This is a genomic window from Mongoliibacter sp., assembly GCF_007692705.1.
Lineage (GTDB): Bacteria > Bacteroidota > Bacteroidia > Cytophagales > Cyclobacteriaceae > Mongoliibacter.
On sequence record NZ_REBN01000107.1, the window covers coordinates 1 to 24,266 of the forward strand.

17 protein-coding genes and 1 riboswitch are annotated in these 24,266 nt (G+C 41.3%); of the genes, 8 read left to right on the forward strand and 9 right to left on the reverse strand.

Annotation, left to right across the window (positions count from 1 at the left end):
* Positions 1 to 283 precede the first annotated feature (283 nt).
* A complete protein-coding gene (locus tag EA341_RS04380; RefSeq protein WP_293011667.1) occupies positions 284 to 3,229 on the forward strand; it encodes an FAD-binding and (Fe-S)-binding domain-containing protein in 2,946 nt (981 codons plus the stop codon).
* 415 nt (positions 3,230 to 3,644) lie between these two features.
* Here the strand turns inward: EA341_RS04380 and tenA are convergent, their stop codons facing one another.
* From tenA to EA341_RS04420, 8 genes are all read right to left on the reverse strand, one after another.
* Entirely contained in the window at positions 3,645 to 4,301 is a 657-nt protein-coding gene (gene tenA, locus EA341_RS04385) for a thiaminase II (protein ID WP_293011669.1), read from the reverse strand.
* Positions 4,288 to 5,118, reverse strand: coding sequence for a bifunctional hydroxymethylpyrimidine kinase/phosphomethylpyrimidine kinase (gene thiD, locus EA341_RS04390; protein WP_293011670.1), 831 nt, complete (start codon positions 5,116 to 5,118; stop codon positions 4,288 to 4,290). The genes tenA and thiD overlap by 14 nt, the downstream gene beginning before the upstream one ends.
* Complete coding sequence (gene thiE, locus EA341_RS04395) at positions 5,112 to 5,762, reverse strand: thiamine phosphate synthase (RefSeq protein WP_293011672.1); 651 nt, start codon at positions 5,760 to 5,762, stop codon at positions 5,112 to 5,114. The genes thiD and thiE overlap by 7 nt, the downstream gene beginning before the upstream one ends.
* Positions 5,762 to 6,553, reverse strand: coding sequence for a hydroxyethylthiazole kinase (gene thiM, locus EA341_RS04400; RefSeq protein WP_293011673.1), 792 nt, complete (start codon positions 6,551 to 6,553; stop codon positions 5,762 to 5,764). The genes thiE and thiM overlap by 1 nt, the downstream gene beginning before the upstream one ends.
* A 58-nt stretch (positions 6,554 to 6,611) precedes the next feature.
* Positions 6,612 to 6,703: riboswitch (TPP riboswitch) on the reverse strand.
* A gap of 69 nt (positions 6,704 to 6,772) precedes the next feature.
* The gene (locus EA341_RS04405; RefSeq protein ID WP_293011675.1) at positions 6,773 to 8,425 is read right to left on the reverse strand and encodes a S8 family peptidase; all 1,653 of its coding nucleotides are present in this window, start codon (positions 8,423 to 8,425) and stop codon (positions 6,773 to 6,775) included.
* Between the two features lie 454 nt (positions 8,426 to 8,879).
* Positions 8,880 to 10,280: an MBL fold metallo-hydrolase gene (locus tag EA341_RS04410; protein WP_293011677.1), complete on the reverse strand. Its 1,401-nt coding sequence runs from the start codon at positions 10,278 to 10,280 to the stop codon at positions 8,880 to 8,882.
* Positions 10,281 to 10,391: 111 nt separating this feature from the next.
* Positions 10,392 to 12,314, reverse strand: coding sequence for a PspC domain-containing protein (locus EA341_RS04415; protein ID WP_293011679.1), 1,923 nt, complete (start codon positions 12,312 to 12,314; stop codon positions 10,392 to 10,394).
* Positions 12,315 to 12,318: 4 nt separating this feature from the next.
* Entirely contained in the window at positions 12,319 to 12,648 is a 330-nt protein-coding gene (locus EA341_RS04420) for a PadR family transcriptional regulator (protein ID WP_293011681.1), read from the reverse strand.
* A 488-nt stretch (positions 12,649 to 13,136) separates the two neighbouring features.
* On the opposite strand from EA341_RS04420, the gene EA341_RS04425 reads away from it, so the two are divergent.
* From EA341_RS04425 to EA341_RS04435, 3 genes are read left to right on the forward strand one after another with little or no spacing between them, the layout of a single operon-like run.
* Positions 13,137 to 14,153, forward strand: a complete 1,017-nt coding sequence (locus EA341_RS04425) for a PorV/PorQ family protein (protein WP_293011682.1) — start codon at positions 13,137 to 13,139, stop codon at positions 14,151 to 14,153.
* Complete coding sequence (locus EA341_RS04430) at positions 14,153 to 19,177, forward strand: C25 family cysteine peptidase (protein ID WP_293011683.1); 5,025 nt, start codon at positions 14,153 to 14,155, stop codon at positions 19,175 to 19,177. Before EA341_RS04425 ends, EA341_RS04430 begins: the two co-directional genes overlap by 1 nt.
* A gap of 3 nt (positions 19,178 to 19,180) precedes the next feature.
* Positions 19,181 to 19,696, forward strand: coding sequence for a GNAT family N-acetyltransferase (locus EA341_RS04435; RefSeq protein WP_293011685.1), 516 nt, complete (start codon positions 19,181 to 19,183; stop codon positions 19,694 to 19,696).
* On the opposite strand, the gene EA341_RS04440 is transcribed toward EA341_RS04435, so the two are convergent.
* A complete protein-coding gene (locus tag EA341_RS04440) occupies positions 19,683 to 20,396 on the reverse strand; it encodes a VTT domain-containing protein (protein WP_293011687.1) in 714 nt (237 codons plus the stop codon). The two genes, EA341_RS04435 and EA341_RS04440, sit on opposite strands and share 14 nt — an antisense overlap.
* A 69-nt stretch (positions 20,397 to 20,465) precedes the next feature.
* Here EA341_RS04440 and EA341_RS04445 point away from each other — a divergent pair, with 69 nt between their 5' ends.
* From EA341_RS04445 to EA341_RS04460, 4 genes are all read left to right on the forward strand, one after another.
* On the forward strand, positions 20,466 to 21,614 hold the full coding sequence (locus EA341_RS04445; RefSeq protein WP_293011689.1) for a PLP-dependent aspartate aminotransferase family protein: 1,149 nt from the start codon (positions 20,466 to 20,468) through the stop codon (positions 21,612 to 21,614).
* A gap of 5 nt (positions 21,615 to 21,619) precedes the next feature.
* Entirely contained in the window at positions 21,620 to 22,336 is a 717-nt protein-coding gene (locus tag EA341_RS04450; protein ID WP_293011691.1) for a glycosyltransferase family 2 protein, read from the forward strand.
* A 233-nt stretch (positions 22,337 to 22,569) separates the two neighbouring features.
* Complete coding sequence (locus EA341_RS04455) at positions 22,570 to 23,670, forward strand: Gfo/Idh/MocA family oxidoreductase (protein WP_293011693.1); 1,101 nt, start codon at positions 22,570 to 22,572, stop codon at positions 23,668 to 23,670.
* 12 nt (positions 23,671 to 23,682) lie between these two features.
* A partial coding sequence (locus EA341_RS04460; RefSeq protein ID WP_293011695.1) for a hypothetical protein occupies positions 23,683 to 24,266 on the forward strand: 584 nt, incomplete at its 3' end.

Below are 24,266 nucleotides of genomic sequence, written 5' to 3' on the forward strand. Positions count from 1 at the left end.
CGGTTTTAGTGAATAATTATCAACTCGAGAAGAAATAATCCTTTTTCATGTGTTTATAATTTGTTTTTCAATTGCCAGATAGCCTGTCCCGAATTTATTCGGGAGAATCTTCGCATTTAAGAATCATCCCAGTGTGTGGTCCAATAGGTACGGGATTATGCCCGCCTGCTCTGGGCAGGCTCGATTTCATCTGATTTTCACCATGTTTCAATCTTTGCTCTAATCTTCATCTTTTCTTTTACCAATCCTAAAAAGCAAAGCTTCAATTCCTTATTTTTGAGCTATGACTTTGACCAAACCTAACCTATTGCCTGCCTTGGAAAAACTAAAGCAAACCCTGGCAGGAGAGCTTAAATTCGATTCCCTTACCAAGACACTTTACGCTACAGATGCTTCTGTTTACAGAGAAGTGCCGCTTGCAGTCGCTTTTCCGAAAACGGATGAAGACATCATGCAACTAATCAGCTTTGCCAAATCCCATAAAACTTCCTTAATTCCGAGGACAGCAGGGACTTCTTTGGCAGGACAATGCGTGGGAAATGGTATTGTGGTGGATGTATCTAAACATTTTACCTCCATTTTGGAATTCAATAAAGAAGAAAAATGGGTAAGGGTGCAGCCTGGAGTAGTGAGAGATGAATTGAATAGGTTCCTGAAACCACATGGACTTTTTTTCAGCCCCATTACTTCCACTGCCAATAGGGCAATGATCGGCGGTATGGTAGGGAATAATTCCTCCGGAACTACTTCCATTGTATATGGAACCACAAGAGATAAGGTGATGGAGTTGAAAACCATACTTGCTGATGGAAATACAGCTGTTTTTGGGGGATTGTCAAAAAAGGAGTTTGAGGAGAAGTGTATGTTGGAAGGACTGGAAGGAGAAGTTTACCGGCAAGTCAAACTGGAACTATCTGATCCAACTGCCCAAAAAAATATAGAAGAAAACTTTCCGAAAAAAAGTATACACAGAAGGAATACGGGCTATGCCGTTGATGCATTGCTGGATACTGAGATTTTTAAGGAAGATGGTTTGCCTTTTAACTTTTGTCAGCTTTTGACAGGTTCTGAAGGTACTTTGGCATTTACTACGGAAATCAAAATCTCCCTTGATCCCCTGCCTGACCCCATAGAGGTAGTAGTGGCGGCCCATTTTGAAAGCATTAATCAGAGCATGCTAGCTGCTCAGGTAGCCATGAAGCATCCGGCCACTGCGGTGGAACTGATGGATAAGATTATCCTGGACTGCACCAAGGAAAGTATAGAATACAGCAAAAACAGATACTTTGTTGAAGGTGATCCAATGGCTTTGCTGATGGTGGAGTTTACCGGTAAAACAGAAGCTGAAGCTAGGAGCAAAGCAGAAAAATTGATCCAAGATCTGCAGCAAGCTGGTTTGGGATATGCCTATCCCGTGATTGGCCCCGACCTGGTTAGATCTGCTTGGGCCTTGAGGTCTGCAGGATTGGGACTCTTGGCCAATATTCCCGGTGATAGAAAGGCTGTGGCTTGTATAGAAGATACGGCAGTAGATATAGAGGACCTGGCATCCTACATAGATGAGTTTGATAAAATGATGGAGGCCTACGGTCAGGAACCGGTGCACTATGCCCATGCCGGGGCAGGAGAGATACACCTGAGGCCCATTTTGGATTTGAAGAAAAAAGAGGATCAGGAAGCCTTCTACAATATTTCGCTTGATGTAGCCAAATTGGTCAAAAAATATAATGGATCCCTTTCCGGTGAACACGGTGACGGAAGGGTGAGGGCTCCATTTATTCCCCTGATGGTAGGAGAGGAAAATTACCAGCTCTTCAGAAGGATCAAGTATACCTGGGACCCTGACAATATTTTCAATCCCGGAAAAATTGTGGACACCGCACCAATGAATACTTTTTTGCGGTATGAAGCCGATATGCAAACTCCAGAACAGGAGACCTTGATTGACTTTGGCCACGTTGGGGGATTTTTGAGAATGGCAGAGAAATGCAATGGTTCAGGAGATTGCAGGAAACTACCTGCTTCAGGTGGTACCATGTGTCCGAGTTATCAGGCTACCCGCAACGAAAGAGATACCACCAGAGGCCGGGCCAATACCCTGAGGGAATTTTTGACCTTGGATAAAAAACCCAATCCATTTGATCATCCTGAGATTAAAGAAGCTTTAGACCTTTGTCTTTCCTGCAAAGGCTGTACTTCAGAATGCCCTTCCAATGTGGACATGGCATCCATGAAGGCCGAGTTTTTATACCAATACCAAAAACAGCATGGGATTCCTCTGCGCTCCAAGGCTTTTGCACACATCAATGACCTCAATGGCTTGGCTGGGATTTTTCCAGGGCTTAGCAATTTTGCTTTGAGTAACGGACTGACCGGAGGTTTGATGAAATCTATTCTTGGTGTGGCACCAAAAAGACAGCTTCCAAGTATTCAAAAAGTGAATTTGAGAACATGGTATAAGAAAAACTATGCTCAGCTTCCTGTACCGAAAAAAATCATCAAGACCATTTATTTGTTTGTCGATGAATTCACCAATTTCAATGATACGGAGATAGGAATTACCGCAATCAAACTACTGAGAAAACTAGGTTATGAAATCAAAGTGGTAGACCACCAGGAAAGTGGTAGGTCAGCATTGTCAAAAGGTTTGCTGGAGAAAGCCAAAAAACATGCAGATGCCAATGTGAAAGTGTTCAAAGAGCTTATTGATGGGAATACCCCATTGGTGGGGATTGAACCTTCAGCCATTCTGGGTTTTAGGGATGAATATCCCAAATTGGTCAGTAAGGAATTGGTCGAGGATGCCAAAAAGCTGAAGTTTCATACACTGTTGATAGATGAATTTATAGGGAGAGAAATTGTTGCTGGAAATATCCCAGCTCACCTTTTTACCAAAGAAAAAAAGAAAATCAAACTGCATGGTCACTGTCATCAAAAGGCACTTTCTTCCCTTTCTTGGACACAGAAGATGCTCAGTCTACCCGAAAATTATGAGGTAGAAACGATTCCATCAGGTTGTTGTGGAATGGCTGGGTCTTTCGGTTATGAAAAAGAGCATTATGAGCTCAGTATGCAGATCGGGGAAATGGTCTTGTTCCCAGCTGTCCGGGATGCTGCTTTGGATACATTGATCGCTGCTCCTGGAACTTCCTGCCGCCATCAGATAGCTGACGGTACAGGTAAAAAGGCCAAGCATCCGGTGGAGATATTGTGGGAAGCGGTTTTGTGAAAGGGGAGACACAAGACACAAGAATCAAGAAAGGAAACCCTAGAGTTTTTAGTTGTGAGTGACACTCACAGCGGCGTTAGAATCGAGCAGTAAATGATATATGCTCTACCTGTCGCTAGACAGGTTCGCGATATATATAGATATAAGCCTTCGGCGATATATTGGCAGCGCTGGTTTATGAAACTAAGCTCCTGTTAAAAGTGTCAAGTATAATCAGGGCATGAACAATTTCTGTTTATTCCGAATAAAATGGCTGTGAGTGATGACACTCACAGCGGCACGGAGGTGCTAGCTATCTCTATCAGTTAATCAATTAAAGGCACGGCGGCGCTAGCTATCTCTATCAGTTAATCAATTAAACAATTAACCAATTAAACATTCATAAATTAACTAACTGTTAACTATTCACTACTCATTAAACCTCCCACTTCTCCAACCTATACGCTGAATCCCAAAACATCCACTCCAGCTTACTTGCCATTTCAAAGGCCTTAAACATTTCTTCTTGGGCTGAAGGACTGGCTTTTTCTGCCAATTGATCAGTGATATCTATTGCTTTGGCTACGGATTCCGCAAAGTCTTCACCGGAATAGGTGTCAATCCAGTTTTTGTAGGGATTGTCCGGGAATTTATCCTGCTGGGCATAAATATGATCACCTACTTTCTTGTAAATCCAAAAGCAGGGAAGGACCCCGGCAACTGCCGTTTCCACATTTCCATAAGCAGCTGTTTTGAGTAAGAAATTGGTATAAAGGAGACAGGTCGGGCTAGGCTGTACTTCTTCTGGTAGTCCCAATTCTACGAAATAGCTTTCGTGTAAAGCCCTTTCTACCACAATGGCTCCTGAAGCAAATTGTGAAAATGCCAGTACTTGGTCCAATTCTTCTAATCTCCCTGAAATGGTACTCAGGGCTTTTCCAAATTCTCCCAAATAATAAGCATCTTGAGCCATGTAAAACTTAAACTTTTCTTTAGGTAAACTCCCATTCATCAGCTCCTGGTTGAAGGGCATTTCAATTATTTTATGATACAATGGACCGATTTGTTTCCATGCTTTTTCACTCCACTTCATTTATAATTTGTTTTTGAGGTTCATAAAAATGATTTAATGGTCCATGTCCAGTTCCGGTGACCACGTCTTTTCCGGCTGCAATTGCACCACTGATATAAACTTTGGCATTTTTTACAGAGTTCTCCAAGGACTGCCCTTTGGCTAATTCTGCAGCAATTGCGGAGGACATGGTGCAACCTGTGCCATGAAGGTTTTTGGTAGCTATATATTCACTTTCAAAAGAGATGATTTTTTCATCTTTTTGAATCAATAAATCCTTTACTGTTTCTGCCTTTAGGTGACCGCCCTTTACTAAGACAGCTTTACAGCCCATTTCTATGATTTTCCGTCCTGCCATTTCCATAGAAACCTCATTATTGATATCCATGCCTGATAAAATACTTGATTCATCCAGGTTTGGAGTCAGTAAGCTGCAGAGCGGGAAAAGGGTGTCTTTTAAGATTTGAATGGTATCAAACTCAATCAGTCTGTCTCCAGAAGTGGCAACCATCACGGGGTCAAATACAATGGGGATATCGGGAAGATGTTTCAATATGTCTGCGAGAGTCCTTGCTACTTCAGGCCTATTGACCATCCCTATTTTAATGGATTTTGGGACAATATCCTCCAAGACAGTTTCCAGTTGTTCTCGGATATGCTGTACAGGGATGGCATGGACTGATTTTACACCACGGGTATTTTGAGCAGTGGTAGCAGTGATGACGCTCATTCCGTAGCAGCCAAATGAGCTGAAAGTTTTGAGGTCAGCCTGAATTCCGGCCCCACCACTGGAGTCTGAACCTGCTATGGTCAGGACGGGGATATAAGATTTTACCATGTTGTTTGTGTTAGACCTTTGTCAATTTGCTTTTTAAATGACTCAGCAGCATGGGCAGGGGAGTCAGCGGAACATATTTGAGATACTACTGCCAGACAATCTGCTCCATGACTTATGATTTCAGAAGCGTTGGAAATATTTACCCTGCCAATGGCCACAAGTTTTTTTGGAGTTTTTTTTCGCAAAATTGCCAGTCCTTCTAAGCCCCATTCATACAGGGTATCCGTTTTAGTTGGGGTAGAATAAATAGGGCTAACCCCATAGTACCAGGCCAGTTTACTTTGAGGATTATCCAAATCAGAAAGCTTATCCAAAGAAAGTCCTACTGGGTAATCTTTACCCAGTACTTCTTTGGCATCCTCAACTGAACTGTCACTTTGCCCAACGTGAAGTCCATGGGCAGATACCATTTTAGCAACATTTACCGCATCATTGATTATTAAAGGGACCCTATATCTATCACATAAGGTTTTGAGTTTCTCAGCTTTTTTGCAAAATGCTTCATTATCCAATTCTTTTTCCCTTAGCTGCACAATATCTACGCCTCCTTTGATGGCTTCCTCTACCACCCAAAAAAAGTCCCTGCCCAGACAAAGTGCCTCGTCAGTGACTAAGTAAAGTCTATATGGAAAATCCTTTTGCATCAACCAATCTCTACAATTGCTTTTTCAGCAAGTAATTCAGGGGTCAATTGGTAAAGTGCATCATAGAAATGAAGTTGCAAAGTGCCAGGACCTTCGGATTTTTCTGCTGCCATGTCTCCAGCAACACCCATTACAGTCATTGCTGCGATTGTTGCGGTAAATAAATCTTCTTCCACCGCGGCAAATGCGCCCACGATTGCAGAAGCAGTACAACCCATTCCCGTAACTTTTGCCATCATGGGGTTGCCATTTTTCACTTTGGCGGTTTTTTCCCCATGTATGATATAATCTACTTCTCCGGAAATGCAGACAATAGCCCCTGTTTCGTTTGAAAGTCTTTTTCCAGCATCCAAAGCCTCATCAGATGTATTGGTGCTATCTACACCTTTTGTATGAATGTTTACTGATGCAAGGGACATGATTTCTGAAGCATTGCCTCGGATAATATTTGGGCCAACTTGGATGAGTTGGGTAAGTGTTTGGTTACGGTAAGCAGTGGCGCCAGCTCCTACGGGGTCGAGTATGATTGGCTTGCTGAGAGATTTTGCTTTTTCTGCTGCCAGTAGCATACTTTCAACCCAGTATTCATCCAGTGTACCGATATTGATTACCAGTGCCCCTATGATACTGACCATGTCCTCCATTTCAGATTTTGCATGTGCCATAATCGGGGAAGAGCCCAACGATAACAAGGCATTGGCTGTGTTGTTCATGACCACATAGTTGGTAATGCTCTGTACAAGTGGGCATTGATGCTTTACCTTTTTGAATGCATTGGTTATAGTCTTCATATTTTGAAAATGAATTATTGATTAATGAAAAAACTTTAGGAGCATACTGACCAAAGAATGGACAGACGGGACTTTTTCCTTCGCCGGTACTAACCGTTTCAGGTTCAAAGGGTATGATCTCAGCCCGAATGGGCACCCCTAAAGCTTCTCAAAGGTAGGAAATTGGAAGGCAAAAAAAAACCGGTTCGAAAGGAACCGGTTTGTGCATTAAATATTGATTTAAAGCTTCACTTTTCCTTTAGAAACTTGGTGGGCCAATACCAGAGCATTATACACATTTGCAACTTTACCTGACACTGAAATTTCACTCAATGTATAGAGAGCAGATAGGTCGCCACCTACTCCTACTTTGACTTCTGGACTGATACCAGACTCCATGATAATTTTTTTAACTTGTTCTGCAGTCAATTTGGGGTAATATGACCTGATCAATGCTGCTAATCCGGCAACTGCAGGAGCTGCCATGGAAGTACCACTTTGGAAAGTGTAATCGTCTTCGGGCATGGTGGAATAGATCTGTGCGCCAGGAGCAAATACATCTACATTTTTAGCACCATAGTTAGAAAACGGGGCAAGCATCCTGGCACCATATTCAGAACCAATGGCGCCAACTGTGATGACGTTATTGGTGAATTCTCTACCATTATCATATTTGTGATCATTTGGGAAATTGGAGTTTTCAGGATCGTCCAAGTCCAGCGCATCATTGCCGGCGGCATGCACAAAAAGCACATCATTGTCAGCAGCATACTTCAGTGCGTCATATACCCACTCAGGATTAGGTGAGAAAGATTTACCAAAACTTGCGTTGATCACTTTGGCGCCATTGTCCACGGCATACCTAATGGCCAATGCAATATCTTTGTCATATTCATCTCCATTAGGCACTGCCCTAATGGCCATAATTTGAGCATTATTGGCCACGCCATTTATGCCCAATCCGTTTGCTCTATTGGCTGCAATGATCCCTGCTACATGTGTTCCGTGACTTTCGTCTGTTACCCTATGGATGGGATTCCCGTTGCCATAATCCTGATCATTGTAGTCATAAGGATCATCTCCCACTACAGTCCTGCCGTCAAACTCTACATTGAGGTTGTATTCCAGTTGTTTGGAGTAGTAATCATAAGCGCCTGATAAACTTTGCTTCACTTCGTCAAGATCATCGGTTCGGCTTAACATTTGGCTCAAAAAACCCACCTGCATGGAAAGTTGACCGCTGGCTTCTATACCCTTTAGATCTTCCAAGGTATACTCTTCTTTACCAAGCTCCTTCCGTACGGCCATATCTGCTTCCTCTAAGGCTGATAACATGGGCTGAATTTGAGAGATAGTTTGGGTAACTTCTGTCATTTTTTCATCCAGCTTGGCTCTTGCCTTAGCTTGATATGCTTCATCGCCAATGCCCAATCTTAAAATCCTTGTAAATTCCAATTGCTCATTGTAGGATTCTGCCAAAAAGTTGTATCCATGTACATCATCAACGAAACCGTTACCATCATCATCATTCCCTGTGTCTGCACGTTCTCCTGAATTTACCCATAGGATATCATTTAAATCTTCATGGTTAATATCTAAGCCTGAGTCAATCACTGCAACGATCACAGGTTTGCCCTTTTTCTTCTTGATGATATCATTATAAGCCCTGTTTACACTCATACCAGGTACAGTGTCCTGAAGAAGGTCCAGGTGCTGCCAGTTTTTCCTATCATCTTCTGATAAGGGAGTACTTCTGGATTCTACAGCCGGACTTGCTACCAACATGGTTGATCCTGGTTTAAGGGAGGCACAACCACTTGTCCAAGCAGCAAGGCTGATTACAGCAAACGTTATAGCTGGTCTGGATAATTTTTGGATTAATTGTCTTTTCAAAATCATTAAATTTGGATTCAGTTCCGATTTAGGGAGTTTTTTGAATTTAGGCAAGAAGATTTACTTAAATAGTCAGGATTTAACTCCTCTTAGGAGAATTATTGTGTTTTTTTTAAATGTATGATTGGGTTAAGCCTCGACTCAACTTGATATTTTCTTGGTGTAATTGTCCGCTTTCTTACCAGTAGAATCTTCACAATGAAATTAACCTATGATTCCAAGCCAATATCAATGAATAACTTGTTCCGAGACTTCGGAATCCAATTTGCCTGCGGCAGGCAAGTATCTATTAGTATCGGGTTGTTCCAAGACCATTGTTTAATTGATAAGTGTTGCAATTGCTTATATACATTTTCTTAGATATCAAGTTGATAATTGAAAATTTTGTTCATTACCATTCTGTTTTTACTGGATTCAATCAAAAATATCAAAGTCGCAATTGTTTAAATCCGGATTATAATCCATCAAATAAAACAAAGCTTTCGAGGTACTCCGGTACAATAGTATTCCACTCCAATTCATCTTTCAGCCTTATGGACAATGCCTCTGAAGCTTCCTTTTCCCCATGCACCATAAATGCCATTTTAGGTTTTGAGACAAAGCCTTCTGCCCACTCCATCAATTCCTCTTGGTCGGCATGTGCTGAAAGTCCCTCTATATAATAGGTCTTAGCTTTTATTGGTACCTCAACCCCGTACATGCGTGAGGTTTTTTCTCCATCCAAAATTCTTCTCCCTCTAGTACCCTCGGCCTGATAACCAACAAAAATAACACTGTCCTGCTCATTGGGAAGTCTGTTATAAAGATGATGCAGGATACGTCCACCTGTAGCCATGCCGCTTGCAGAGAGGATAATAGCATCACCACGAATGGCATTTAGAGAAATAGAAGCTTCCTGACTTTGATAATAATGAAGGTTTTTGTTTAAAAAAGGGTTGCCGCCGTCATCTTCAAATGTAGCCCCTAACTTATGGTACTTATTGAATTGTTTGTATAGCTTGGTCACGTCAATGGCCATTGGGCTATCAACATAGATTGGGATATTGGGGATTTTCCCTTTTTGCTGCAATAGATGGAGGTAGTACAATATCAGTTGAGTTCTGCCCACTGCAAAGGCTGGAATGATAGATACGCCTCCATTTCTGTAGGTTTCACGTATTGCTCTCCCCAATTCTTCTTCAGGTTTATGGTGGGTTTGCTTTCGGTTGCCGTAAGTAGATTCCATCAATAGGATATCAGCAAATGGCAATCTGTTTGGAGGATTGAGGATAGGGTCATGGTACCTGCCCAAATCTCCTGAAAAGACGATTTTCTTTTCCTGACTTTCACCCTTAATTTTCATTTTAACAATTGCTGCACCCAAGATATGTCCCGCATTGTAGAAGGAGACTTTGATGTCATCAGTCAGCTTGATTTCCTCTTCAAAATCCACACTGTAAAACAAAGGGAATACTTTTTCTGCATCTTCTCTAGAATATAACGGTTGTGGTTTTTCGTGCTTGGAATAACCTTTTTTAGCCGCATACTGCGCTTCTTCCTCCTGCAGTTTTCCAGAATCCAACAAGAGAATTTTAACCAATTCTGTAGTAGGAGTGGTACAGTAGATTTTTCCCTTGAAACCCTCTTTGACCAGTTTTGGTAAATAACCGCTATGGTCAATATGGGCATGAGTGAGTATCACAGCATCAATTTCGGAGGGACTTAAAGGAAAAGCGTCCCAGTTTCGAAGTCTATAATCTTTCAGTCCTTGAAAAAGGCCACAGTCTACCAAGATTTTGTAATGACCTATAGAAAGTAAATACCTGGATCCAGTGACTGTTTTTGCTCCACCTAAAAATTTGATAGTAACTTGCATGGTTTTTTGGGTTAGGCTTAAAAATAGCTTTTAATTTTTAAAGACCTTTCAACACCCTTCAATAAAAAATAAAAAATACAGCCCGGATTGCCGGGCTGTAAGGTAGTTGGTTTAATTTTCAGCAGAGCTGCTGATATTTTCCGGAGATTTAAATTTTTGAATAGATAAACTATCTGCTCTAGACAGCTCCTTGGTGGAGGTGCAGTTCAGGCATAGCAACCCATCCTCATTGAAGACCCAATGATTTTTTGCATTGACATCCCGTGTACGGTACCCATTTCTATAGAGGGTATTCCTGATAATGGGCAGGATGGATTTATCCATGATAAAAGGCTTATCGTATGGAATTTCCAGTGTTAGTTTCAGTCCTTGCCCTCTAAATCTATCCAGTTTGTTCAGGTCTATGCCCCTATCCAAAATCACTATGCTATCCAAAATGGAATAGTTGTAAGAGATTTGTTTCGCGTTGTTGATGGCATCATCATAATTTTTGCCTTTGGATTTGAAATCTTGTACAAGAACTACTTTCTCTCCATCTATGCCGCTCAATTGGAGGTTGACCATTTCAAAGATCCCTTTGTTTGAAGTGTAACCTTCGGAATTAAGGATGATTGTCCCTTCTCCTAAGTCCAAAGTACTGTCCAATGTGTAGGTGGCTTCATTCTTGAATTGAGCGATGGTACTTGGTAATTGGAAAGCAGCAATTCCCAAACTAAGTAACCAAATACCCAGTATCACTAATCCAAACCTGCCTTCAATAAGGCTTTTTTGAATGATCACACTGATACCTAAGAGCAGTATGACAATACCTGGAATCATAATGGCAAAACCTGTTGAAATTGCCAGCCAAACTGGAAGAATATCTGTAATCCATTGTGCAGGGATATCATCCAAATAGAACTGATTCCCGGCAAAAGGGAGAAGCTCGAAATAAACACCCAATAATATTAAAGGAGTAATGGTAATGGCCATTCCAATCAGGAAAATGATCAAGCCAAACCCCACCCTCACTACAGAAAGCAAAAACTTACCAAATGGTCCCAAAGCCATACCTATGCCTTCTATAATCTTTCCCAATACCCTGAATGGGGTCAGCAAAATCCTTCTTGCCTGACTTTCCTCTTTTGGAGGCAATGGATTCATATTTTCCTTTATGGTGGACTCTATGTTGTCTAAGGTAATGGCACCACCTTTCATCTGGATTCTTTCTGTAATGGATCTGGCCTGTGGCGTAATGATCCATAAGATAAGGTAGATTACAAAACCTGATCCTCCTGCAAACATCAACCCTACAAACAACAACCTTACCCATATGACTTCTATATTAAAATAGGCAGCCAGTCCACTTGCCACTCCTCCTATAGTTCTGTCATCGGGATTTCTGTAGAGTTTTTTGATGTTTTTGTCTTCAGGTTCGTCATAAGATACTGGCAGTACTATCCATAGGACTATATAAGCAATCAAAGCCCACGCTCCCATAGAGAAATTGAAATTGAAATTCCCCGGGATGAAATCCCAGCCAGGTCTTCCAAAGTTTATTCTACCGCTGAAAAGCAATAGTATGGCTACCAATCTGGTCCATAGTGGATCTACAGCCAGGTAGTGCGCTATTCCAGCGCATACACCGCCCAGAATTTTCCGGTTTTCAAGACGGGTAAGTTTCTTATATCCTTTCGGATTCTCTCCTGGGGGTGTGATGTATTTATAGAAGTCATTTTCTGTAGTAGTTGATTTTTCTTTGGAATCCTTTTGAGTCTCCTCTTCTTCTTCTATAGCTTTGAAATCAGCAATTGTCCCCATTTTCTCAATGAGCACACTGACATTTTCGGCTGTAATGACCTGCTTGTTGTTTTTCAGGTTGCTTAGGAAAATCTCCGCAATGCGGTTTTCTATATCAGAAATGATTTCCTGATTGTCTTCATAATGGGAAAAATGCCTGTTGATAGTCTCCAGGTATTTTTTCAAGGTTGCATAGCCATCCTCTTCAATGTGAAACAAGATGCCGCTGATATTGATACTTATGGTCTTTTTCATTGGATTAGTGCTTTGAGGTGATCATTTGGGTGGAGGAAACCAAAGAGGCCCAGGTGTCATTTAAGGAATCCAAAAAGCCCTTACCTTCCTCTGTGATGGAATAGTATTTTCGTGGTGGTCCTGACTCTGATTCTACCCATTTGTATGTAACTAATGAAGCTTTTTTAAGCCTCTGGAGTAGAGGGTAAAGCGTACCTTCTGCAACTATCATTTTGGCATCAGTCAATTCTTCCAACATGTCCGAGGCATATACTTCACCTCTGGCGATGATATGGAGAATGCAGAATTCCAAAATTCCCTTTCTCATTTGTATTTGGGTGTTTGAAGCATTCATTTTTTTCTTGGTATAAAGGTTTTCGGATACTGCTATTCTATTGAAAGCTGACTCCTCATGCCAGAATGAAAGAAAAATTGTACCAAAGTAATGTTGGTATATCGTAGAATACCCACTACTAGGTTATAAAAGGTACTGTTTTTTGTACATTGAATAAAAAAATCTTCATTTATTTTGAATTAAAGCGATTTTCAAATTTTTTTGACAAAATCGAAAAATCTTAGAATGAGCGACAGATTTCATTTTTGGAAATAGCTAATGTCAGGGAAGCGAACATAAAAGTGTACGCTTTTGGACATTTTGGCTTGGTTTGAAAGCTTTTGATTTTTTGAGATTTAGCTTTTTAGTAAAGTATTTATTTTTACTTTGCACTGGTAATTTCTGCAAAAAACATGAGTGTTTTTCGACTGTTGATTTGTATTCTTCTTTTTGCATTTTGCACTGAATTAAGTGCACAATCAATCGCGCCTAAATATTCCAATGAATTCATGAATATAGGTATCGGAGCTAGGGCCCTGGCAATGGGTGGTGCTCAGGTATCTTCTGTAAGAGATGTGACTGCTGCTTATTGGAATCCAGCGGGATTGATCGGTATCAAACATGAACATGAGTTTTCATTGATGCATGCTGAGTACTTTGCCGGTATTGCCAAATTTGATTATTTGGGATACAGCACAGCCATTGATGCTGACAATCAAATCGCCGTATCTGTCATCAGGTTTGGTGTAGATGACATTCCGGATACCAGATTTTTGTATGACGCCAACGGTGCTTTAAATTACAATAATATTCAGTTTTTTAATGCGGCTGATTATGCACTTTTGCTCTCATACGCCCGTGATGTAAGTGATAATTTCAAATTTGGAGGTAATGCCAAGATCATCCACAGAAATGTAGGGAAATTCGCTCAAGCCTGGGGTTTCGGTTTAGATTTGGGAGGAATTTATTTGATGGACAAATGGAGATTTGGCCTTATGTTACGCGATGTGACTTCCACCTTCAATGCGTGGTTTCATAATGCTGAGATGGTTAGGGATGTTTATTCCCAAACCAATAATGAAATTCCGGTAAACAGTTTGGAATTGACCTTACCTAGGGCAATTTTCAGTGTAACCCGAGATGTGGAAATCAATGATGACATCAGCATCCAGGGTGTTCTTGATCTGGATTTCACTTTTGATGGCATGCGGAATACAATTTTAAGAACCAACTTGGTGAGTTTTGATCCTAGGGCAGGAGTAGAGGCAAATTACAAAAACCTTGTTTTTTTAAGAGCAGGTGGAAGTAATGTACAAAGGATTAAGGATTTTGATGAGACATTTTATATGGCTTGGAAGCCAAGTTTCGGCTTGGGTTTATTTCTCAATGAAAAGTTTTATATTGACTATGCATTGACTGATATTGGCGGAATCTCCCAAACACCCTATTCACATATAATCAGTGTAAAAGTGAGTTTAAAAGAACATGGCAACAGGTTTAGGTTGCATAAAGGCTGGAACGATTGATGAACAGGAAATTTGTCACCATAGTATTTTGTCTATTGATTTCGGTTGCCGGCCTGGCTCAATCCAATTGGATCAATTACGGGCAGGCTTATTATAGAGTAGCTACGGCAGAAGACGGTGTCCATAGGATAACTTTCACTTCCATGTCTGCTTCCGGTATCAACCCGAGCAGTATTGACCCTCGAAATATTCGAATGTTTCACAGAGGAGAAGAAGTTGCTATCTATGTGCAGGGTGAACAGGACGGAAGGTTCGACCCCAATGACTTCATAGATTTTTATGGAAAAAAGAATGATGCCGAATTGGATAAGAAGCTTTTTTCAGATCCTGCACACAGGGGTAATAGTATGTACAATCAGCATAATGATTCAACAGCATTCTTTCTAACCTTTGGGAATTCACCGGGAAAAAGGATGGCTTCCAGACCGAATCCCAATAGCTCTAATCCTGTTTTGACTACTTACCAAACGCAAGTCAAAGAGGTGTTTTCCAATCAATACAACCTCGGAAGAACATATAATCCGGGGATACGCTTAGCAGCATTTGAAGAGGGTCAAGGTTGGATGAGCGCCCCTATTCCCAAAAACAATCCTTTTCTTCTAACCCTTACCGATTTGGGGCAAATTGCTTCCGCTGGTGCAGCAACACTTGAAATAGGTTTGGCAGGAAGATCGGCGACACCACATTTAACAGCTATTTCGGCTGGCCCTACCACAGGCTCAGTTAGGGAGATAGGTAGGTTTGAATATGAGGATTTTCAGGTGATCAACGAATCATTGACACTCAATGCATCTGATTTCAACCCGGATGGCAGTCTCAGTATTCGGATCACTTCTATGGGTAGCGGTAATGTAGATAATGTCTCCATAGCTTATGCAAGATTGACTTACTCCAAGCAAGTACAGAATGGGGATTTCAATGCTGAGGTTTTCATGCTTGAACCACAGAATTCAGTCATTCAAATCGATAACACCCTTTCCAATTATGTGGCCTATGATATTTCAGATCCTATTAACCCGGTCAGGATCCCTGTCAACAAATCCGGAAACCAAATCTCTTTGACTGGCGGTTTGCAGGGACAGGAAACAAAAATTCTTGTAGAAAACCAGCTTAATGTCAGGGAAATCAGCATTATGCCCAGGGTCAACTTCAGGAATCTACTGGGTAGAAAAGCGGACTTTATCATCCTTAGCCACAAAGCGCTAAGGAAGCCCACTTCTTCTTACGCAGACCCTGTCAGTGCTTATGCTGCACACCGCGCTTCTCCGGATGGAGGAGGTTATGACACTTTGGTGATCAATATTGATGAATTGTACGATCAGTTTACCTTCGGTGAAAAGACCCCTTTGGCGGTATATGAATTCTTGAGGGAATATTATCCGCGACATAAGCCCGAATACATGTTTTTGATAGGAAGGGCGATGGGAATGTTCACTACTGCCAGACAAAACAATGTAACTTATTTCTACAGACAAAGACCTTCTATTTTTAATTTTCAGGACTTGGTTCCACCGGCAGGCTATCCCTATGCGGACAATAATTTTTCTATTGGTCTGGATCCGGATAACCCATTTGTGCAAGCCGTTCCCACTGGAAGAATACCGGCAAGAGTGCCTGAGGATGTAGCCAATTACCTTGATAAAGTAAAAGAAAAGGATGCAATGGGGACATCTGAAGATTGGATGAAGGAAATTATCCACCTTAGTGGAGGGGTTTCAGCTTTTGAATTGACCAGGTACTTTAATTTCCTTAATGGTTTTAAAACTATTGCAGAAGGACCATATTTAGGTGGGAATGTCACTACTTACAGAAAGAGATCTAACTCTACTATTGAATTGATTGATATTTCTAAGGACGTAAATAGGGGGACTAACCTGATAACGTTTTTCGGCCATGGGGCACCCTCTGTAATTGATATAGAAATCGGTTTCGCCTCAGATCCTACCTTGGGTTATAATAACCGTGGAAGGTATCCCATGCTCTTGTTAAATGGCTGTGATGCCGGGAATGCTTTTGGTAATGCTTATACATTTGGAGAAGACTGGGTATTGACCCCTGGGAAAGGAGCTACTAATTTCATGGCTCATGCCAGTATAGGGGTAGATGTATACTTGAGGAGGTACTCTGAATCTTTTTACACCGTAGCCTTTTCGGACTCTTCCAATATTTATAGACCGGTAGGTAGGGTGATCCAGGAAACCGAAAAACTGTTTTTCCAAAGATATGGTACCTCAGTAGTCAATAGGGCGCACGCAGAACAATTGATCATGTTGGGAGATCCTGCGGTCAGGTTGTTTCCTGCTGACAAAGCTGATTATTCTATAGAGGCTTCTGATGTGACCTTGGAGGGATTTGATGGGGAAACATTCAATGCACTTTCTGATTCCCTCAAATTATCTTTTGTGGTGAAAAACCTTGGGCGAGTGGATTTAGATTCTATCAACTTGAGGGTAGCAAGAAGGCTACCGGATGGGACAAATATCACCTATCCTGTTAAAAGTCTTGCTCCCATTTTCAGGAAGGATACCATTGATTTTTCAGTACCAAATACAGGACTTGCAGCATTTGGGGAAAATATTTTTACCATAGAAATCAATCATGACAGGATTGTGCCTGAAATGACTTTCGCTAATAACGCAGCTACAGTGACTACTTTTGTGCCTTTGAGTGGGACCATGCATATACTTCCTGCTGAATTCGGTATCGTAAATGAGCGACAAGTAGAGCTTCTTGCCCAGATTCCGGGGAAAAATGTAGAACCCAGAAATGTTATTATGCAGGTGGATACCTCTCCAAATTTTTCCTCATCTGCAAGGAGAGAAAATAGGACAACCACCTCCAACCTGATCCGATGGGAAATTGATTTGTTTCAGAATACCAGCCCAAGAGATTCTGTTACCTTTTATTGGAGATCAAGGTTTTCAGAACCGCGGGAAGGTGAATCAGACGATTGGACAGTTACCTCTTTCAGTTATATCAATAATGGCCCTGAGGGATGGACACAAAGAACTTTACCTCAATTGGAAAGTAACCTTTTGAATAACCTGGAAATAGATCAGACTCAGAGAATCTGGAAATATCCGGATACCAACCTGAATATTGAGGTGTTCACTTTTGGAAACCAAACAGACAGCCTGACTTTTAGGAACACCCAATTTTATCTTGATGGTGTTCCTTATATCATTGATAATGTCAACAATGTCAATAGCAGGCTCTGCCCAAATGGTTCCTTGGGTTTGGTGGCATTTGAGCAGAGGTCATTGACGCCTTATTTGGTTATCCCTGTTCCTGGGTTTGATATTTTGGACGGAAGATCCTGTGGAAGAGTACCTCAGGTCATACAGAGTATCCGAAATGCCTGGATTACCCAGCCCGGTCAATCCATTCTCATAGACTACATTGACGGTTTGAAAGATGGAGACTATGTGGTGATTTTCTCTGTTGGGGATGTGACCTTTGAGCAATGGCCTGATCAGGCTTTTGAGAAAATGAAGGAGGTCGGAGCCAATGAAGCCTTATTGCGAAACTTAAAGTCAGGAGATCCTTATATTCTTTACGGAAGAAAAGGCATGAGACCAGGTGAAGCTGTTGAGATAGTGGCCCAAAAGAATATAGAACTGGAAACGAATCAACAGATACTGCAGTTTGACACTGATCTGGAAGGTTATTTCACATCAGGAAGTATCGTTACTCCAAGAATAGGCCCTGCCTCAGAATGGAAACTTTTCTTCAACAAGGTCAATGAAAGAGATTGGTTCAATGAAGAGTTGGCTGTTTTTGACATTATTGGAGTCAGACCTAATGGAGAGGAACAGACGCTTTTTACAAGTTTGAGGGATCCGAATTTTAATTTGCAGACGGTCAACCCAAGTGCTTATCCTTATCTCAGGCTCCGTTATGCCATGAATGATCAAGAGTCCACCGCTCCTTCCCAACTGGATAAGTGGCAGGTGAATTATACGGGTGTTCCAGAGGGTGTATTGTTGTTTAAAAACAGGGAGGAAAAGGTAACCTTACAGGAAGGGGAAGAAGCGGAGTTGAAATTTGAATTTGTCAACCTTTCAAGGCATGACTTCCTGGATTCCATTACCGTGGAATGGACATTCAACAATACCACCCAAAGGCGTAGAGAGACTTTTTCCAAGAAAATCCCTGCCTTGCCGGCTGGAGAAAGTCACGAGTTTTTGATCGATTTCAACTCTATTGGAAGAGGGGGTAATATTGAAGTGGAGGTATTTGCAAACCCTAGGATACAGATGGAGCAAACCTTCAGAAATAACCTTCTCGATCTGGGGCAATATTTTGTTGTCATTCCCGACAATAGTACCGCTATCCTGGATGTGAATTTTGATGGAATTTATATCATGGATGGTGATATAGTGTCCCCTTCTGTGATGATCAATAGTATTCTCAAGAATGAACAAACACTGATTTATAAAAAAGATACTGTTGGTCTTGATTTGTTCCTCAAAAAGCAATGTGAGGGGTGTCAGTTCGAACGGGTGAGTTTCAGTAGCCAAAAGGTAAATTGGACTGAAGCCTCTGAAGACTCAGATTTCAAAATAGAACTTCGGCCAGGCCCATTGGAAGATGGTATGTATACTTTTAGGGTAGTGACAGAAGACCTTGGAGTAGATAAACCTTATGAAATTAATTTTGAAGTGATCAACGAAGCCACAATCACAAACTTTTACCCGTATCCCAATCCATTCAGCAGTTCTGTAAGGTTTGTTTTCACAGTGACAGGCTCGGAAGTGCCTGACCAAATCAAAATACAAATAATGACCGTCACAGGGAGAGTAGTTCGTGAAATCCTCCAGGATGAGCTTGGTCCTATCAGAATTGGAAATAATATTTCTGAATATGCTTGGGATGGTAGGGATGAATTTGGAGACCAATTGGCAAATGGTGTTTATATTTATCGAACATTGGTTCGTAAAAATGGGACTTTCGTAGAGCCTAGAGCTACTGCGGGAGATAAAGCATTCAAACAAGGCTATGGTAAAATGTACCTGTTAAGGTAAATCATGGATATCATTGTACAAACAGAGCGACTGCTCATCCGGAAATTGGTTCTTGAGGATGCTGATTTTATCTTAAAACTACTTAATACAAAAGGCTGGCTTGAACATATAGGCGATAGGGGGGTGAGGGATATTGAAGATGCTCAAGAATATTTGGAGTCCGGTCCATTAAGAAGTTATGGGAAATACAGCTTTGGGCTTTACTTGGTTAGTTTGAATACTCCTGCTGCAAATAAAATTGGCTTATGTGGTTTTCTTCAAAGGGTGGAATTGGATGCGCCCGATATTGGCTTTGCTTTTTTGCCTGAATACGAGAAGAAAGGATTTGCTTTCGAAAGTGCCAAAGCTTTGGTCGATAATGCTAGGGAGCAAAAGCTTTTCTCCAAGCTTTACGCCATTGTATCCAAAGAAAATATCAGCTCTCATAATTTGTTGGTGAAATTGGGGATGGAACCACAAGGTGATTTTTATATGGATGGCAAAGATGAAGTATTGGATTTTTATCTCATGCTGATATAGGTTTTTTGGTGAAAAAACGCCAGATGCCCCATACACTCAATATCAACAAACCCAGAATAATCAGGACCTCTTCTTTTCCCCCTCTTTCGATAATTGCAGCGTAGATATTTGCAGCCATTGTACCGGAAAAAAATACAAACAAGGTTCGAGGCAACATGCCTAAGGTGCCAAAAACCACAAGTTTCCAATATCCTGACCGCATTAATGCAAATAGCAGATTTGACATGGCAAATGGAATGACCGGGCTAAGTCTTACAAAAAATATCAGTTCCCCGATATTATGTTGTTTCTTTTCAATCAGCACCTCCGCTTTAGGGTACTTTTTCAAAATTAAAGAAAGGCTATTGCCACTCAGACCTTTTCCCCAAGCATATCCCAAAACGGTAGCCAAGGTATACCCCAAGACCAGCCATGGGAATGCCTGCCATCCCATAAAAAAACCGGATAAGGCAGCAATCAGCGTAGTAGGCATCAATGCAAGTCCCATTAAAAGAACTGAAACTATTAGGCCCAGCAAGATGGTTATGCTGTTGTTAAACTCAAGCTGATTCATCCAAGTGGAGTTGGATAAGGCCCAAGGGACAAAAATAAGACTGCCTATGGAAGGCATTAAGGTCACCCAAAGAATTGCAAAGGCCACTGTTGGATTATTCTTACAGGCATTTTTGAATTCCTTGAATATACTTTGCTTTTTCTTCATCTTTGATTGCTTGATCACAAAGGAAAAAAATAAACCAAACAAACCCGCTTAAATTTTAGACTAAAACATATGAAATTCGGAACAAAAACAATACATGCCGGTATAGAGCCGGATCCATCCACAGGAGCCATCATGACACCGATTTTTCAGACTTCTACCTATGTGCAGAGGTCCCCAGGTGACAATGATGGGTATGAATACTCCAGAAGCCACAACCCAACGCGTACCGCCCTTCAAAAAAACTTGGCAGCTTTGGAAAATGGGAAGCATGGATTATGTTTTTCATCCGGGATGGGTGCTATTGATGCCATTATAAAATTGCTGAATCCAGGAGATGAAGTCATCAGTTCAAATGACCTTTATGGAGGTTCTTACAGGATTTTTACTAAAATCTTCCAGCGCTATGGGATAAAGTTTCATTTCATTTCTATGGAGAAACCCGGTAACATTGAGGAATACATAAATGAAAAGACAAAGTTAATTTGGGCAGAGACACCTACCAACCCAATGATGAGTATTATCGATATTGAGGGTATAGGTGTTGTTGCAAAAAAGCATAAAATCCTATTTGGTGTAGACAATACTTTTGCTACTCCTTTTTTGCAAAATCCACTGGATCTTGGTGCAGATATCGTAATGCATTCAGTCACCAAATACCTCGGAGGCCATTCCGATGTGGTAATGGGTGCTATCATTGTCAACGATGACCATCTGGCCAAACAGTTGGCCTTTATACAAAATGCCTGCGGTGCAGTCCCTGGTCCTCAGGATTGTTTTTTGGTGCTCAGGGGCATCAAAACCCTTCATATCAGGATGGAGAGGCATTGCCAAAATGGAAGAGCAATAGCTGAATTTTTGAGAAAGCAGAGTGCTGTAGATAAAGTGTACTGGCCAGGATTTGAAGACCATCCCAATCACGATATTGCCAAAAAACAAATGAGGGATTTTGGAGGGATGATTTCTTTCACTTTAAAGGGAAACACTATAGAGTATGCCAATAAGGTTCTTGAGAGCCTGCATTTTTTCTCGCTGGCAGAATCTCTGGGAGGGGTGGAATCACTTTGCGGACATCCTGCAACGATGACTCATGCCAGTATTCCTAAGGAGGAAAGAGAAAAAGTAGGTTTGGTTGATTCCCTGATCAGGTTAAGTGTTGGGATAGAGGACGTGGATGACCTGAGGGATGATTTGGCTGCTGCACTTTCCAAACTCGCTTAGAATTTATGTCAGATAAAAACCTTAAAGTGAATAAACAAATCCCGATAGTGGATGTGCTTATCCCTGCGTTTAATGAAGAAAATTCTGTGGCTTTGGTTATCAGGGATATTCCTGACTTTGTCAGAAATGTGATTGTTGTCAATAATAATTCCAATGACGATACAGTTAAAGTAGCTCAGGATGCAGGTGCCATTGTGTTAAATGAACCCCAAAGAGGGTATGGCAAGGCTTGTCTCACTGGGATGAACTACATTGCTGAACAGGCTATCGAACCGGAGATATTGGTGTTCCTTGATGCTGATTATAGCGATTATCCTGAACAGCTGAATGACCTTATCAAGCCGATTTTAAAAGAGGGCTATGACATGGTAATAGGCTCCCGAGCTAAAGGACATAAGGAGTCAGGCTCCATGACACTACCACAGATTTTTGGCAATTGGTTGGCGACTTCGCTGATGGGTATGATTTATAAGACAGATTACTCAGATTTGGGTCCTTTTAGGGCTGTCAGGTGGAATAAACTGAAATCACTTGGCATGAAGGATGAAACCTACGGTTGGACTATTGAAATGCAAATCAAAGCAGCCAAGTCTAACTGGAAGACAACTGAAATTCCAGTAGACTATAGAAAACGTATTGGGGTATCAAAAGTCAGTGGAACGGTTAAAGGTGTATTTGGTGCGGGTTATAAAATTCTTTGGACCATCTGGAAGTATAGGTAAAATAACTCGAGTGAACCTAATATTATGTCATTTTCCAGTTTTAAGATGGGTTTTTTGATTAGGGTATTTTTTTGTGTTAGAACAAGCTAGAAAGTGTTTCTCTTTTTTATTCTTTTGTCACTATTGTGTATCATAATTTAAAAACTCACTCTTCTATTGGATAGTATTACTCCTAAGCTTGGGTAAATCCACTATGGATTGCTTAATTTTGGTGAAACCCAAAATGATACCCTATGAACCGAGTTTTTGTCTTTTTTACCCTGATAACTTTCTTTGCAATGACAGATTTTTTACAAGCCCAGACAAAGTTCGTCATGTCGGGCCTGAGTCACGGGCATTCTCACTGGATTTTCCAGAAAAGCTTCCAAGGTGATTTCGAGTTGGTGGGAGTACATGAGGATAATAAGGAATTGATAGCATCGTTTATCAAAAACTACCAGTTGGATGAATCTCTTTTCTTCGCTAGTATGGAGGAAATGTTGGATAAAACAGATGCTGATGGTGTTCTGGCTTTTGGTCCTGTATCCCAACACCTGAATGTAGTCAAAGCAGCGGCTGTCCGTGGCATACATGTGATGGTGGAGAAACCATTGTCCTTTAGAGCTTCAGAAGCCAAAGAAATTCAGACTCTCGCAGAGCAGCACAATATCCATGTCCTTACCAATTATGAAACATCTTGGTATCCAAGTACAGATGCTTTGTCTTTTAAATTGCGTTCAGAAGAAGAAGCTTTTGGTACTATCAGGAAAGCAGTTTTTCACCACGGACATAGAGGACCTCAAGAGATAGGTGTAGGTAAAGAGTTTTTCGATTGGTTGACAGACCCGAAACAAAACGGTGCCGGAGCATTGGTGGACTTTGGTTGTTATGGAGCAAACATCATGACTTTCCTCGTAAACGGTCAAGAACCGCTATCAGTCACTGCTGTGACGCAAACGAATAAGCCGGACATTTACAAGCAGGTAGATGATGAGGCGAGTATAATACTTACCTACCCAGGTGCACAGGCGATCATTCAAGCCTCCTGGAATTGGCCTTTTGACAGAAAGGATATGCAGGTTTATACAGAAAATGGTTATCTTCTCACAATGGATAAGGAAAGTCTATACAGCAGGGTAGGGCAAGAGAAGGAGGAGACTGTTCAGTTTTTGAGCAAGGAAATGACCGGAACTGAGACCAATCCTTTCCAATATTTCGCAGAAGTGATTCAAGGTGAGATCCAGGTTCCCCCTTATGGATTATATTCCTTGGAAAACAATATCCTAGTGGCCAGGATTTTAGAAGCAGCCATTGAGTCAGCCGAATCCGGAAAGACCGTTTATTTTGAAAAATAAAATCATATACAAATGAAAAAATTAATTTTTGGACTTTCAGTTTTGACCCTTTCTTTTGCTTGCAGTAAGCCACAAAGAGAAAATGTGGATTTCGATGCATGGGGGAAATATTGGTTTCAGGGGCAGGCTGAGCTCAGCAGTTTTGAACTGACCCAATACAGATATGAAGAACCAAGGGAAGGGGAGGCAGTTCTGATTTTTGTCACGGAAGATTTTTCCAGGAAAAAGCAGGTCAAGTTGGATAACCCTGGTGAGGCCGGCAGGGACAAGCAATCGGTGATCAAAATGAATCAGACCAGAGACTTTGTCACCGGGATATACCCTTATCATATGATGCTTTCTGCTTTTACCCCAACCAAAGAGCAGTCAAATGGGGTCAAGTTCACGCTTTCCTCTCAGGAGTGGTGTGGTCAATCTTTTGCGCAGCTCAATTTGAAAAGTGGTGAAAGCTACTCAGGGAAACTGTTCTCGTATTTTGAGCAGGAAGGCGATGAGACGTTTTCTTTTAGCGGCATGGCAGAAGATGATCTTTGGAACCTTATCCGTATCAACCCTAACCAAATCCCCACTGGAAGTGTGCAGATGTTACCCTCACT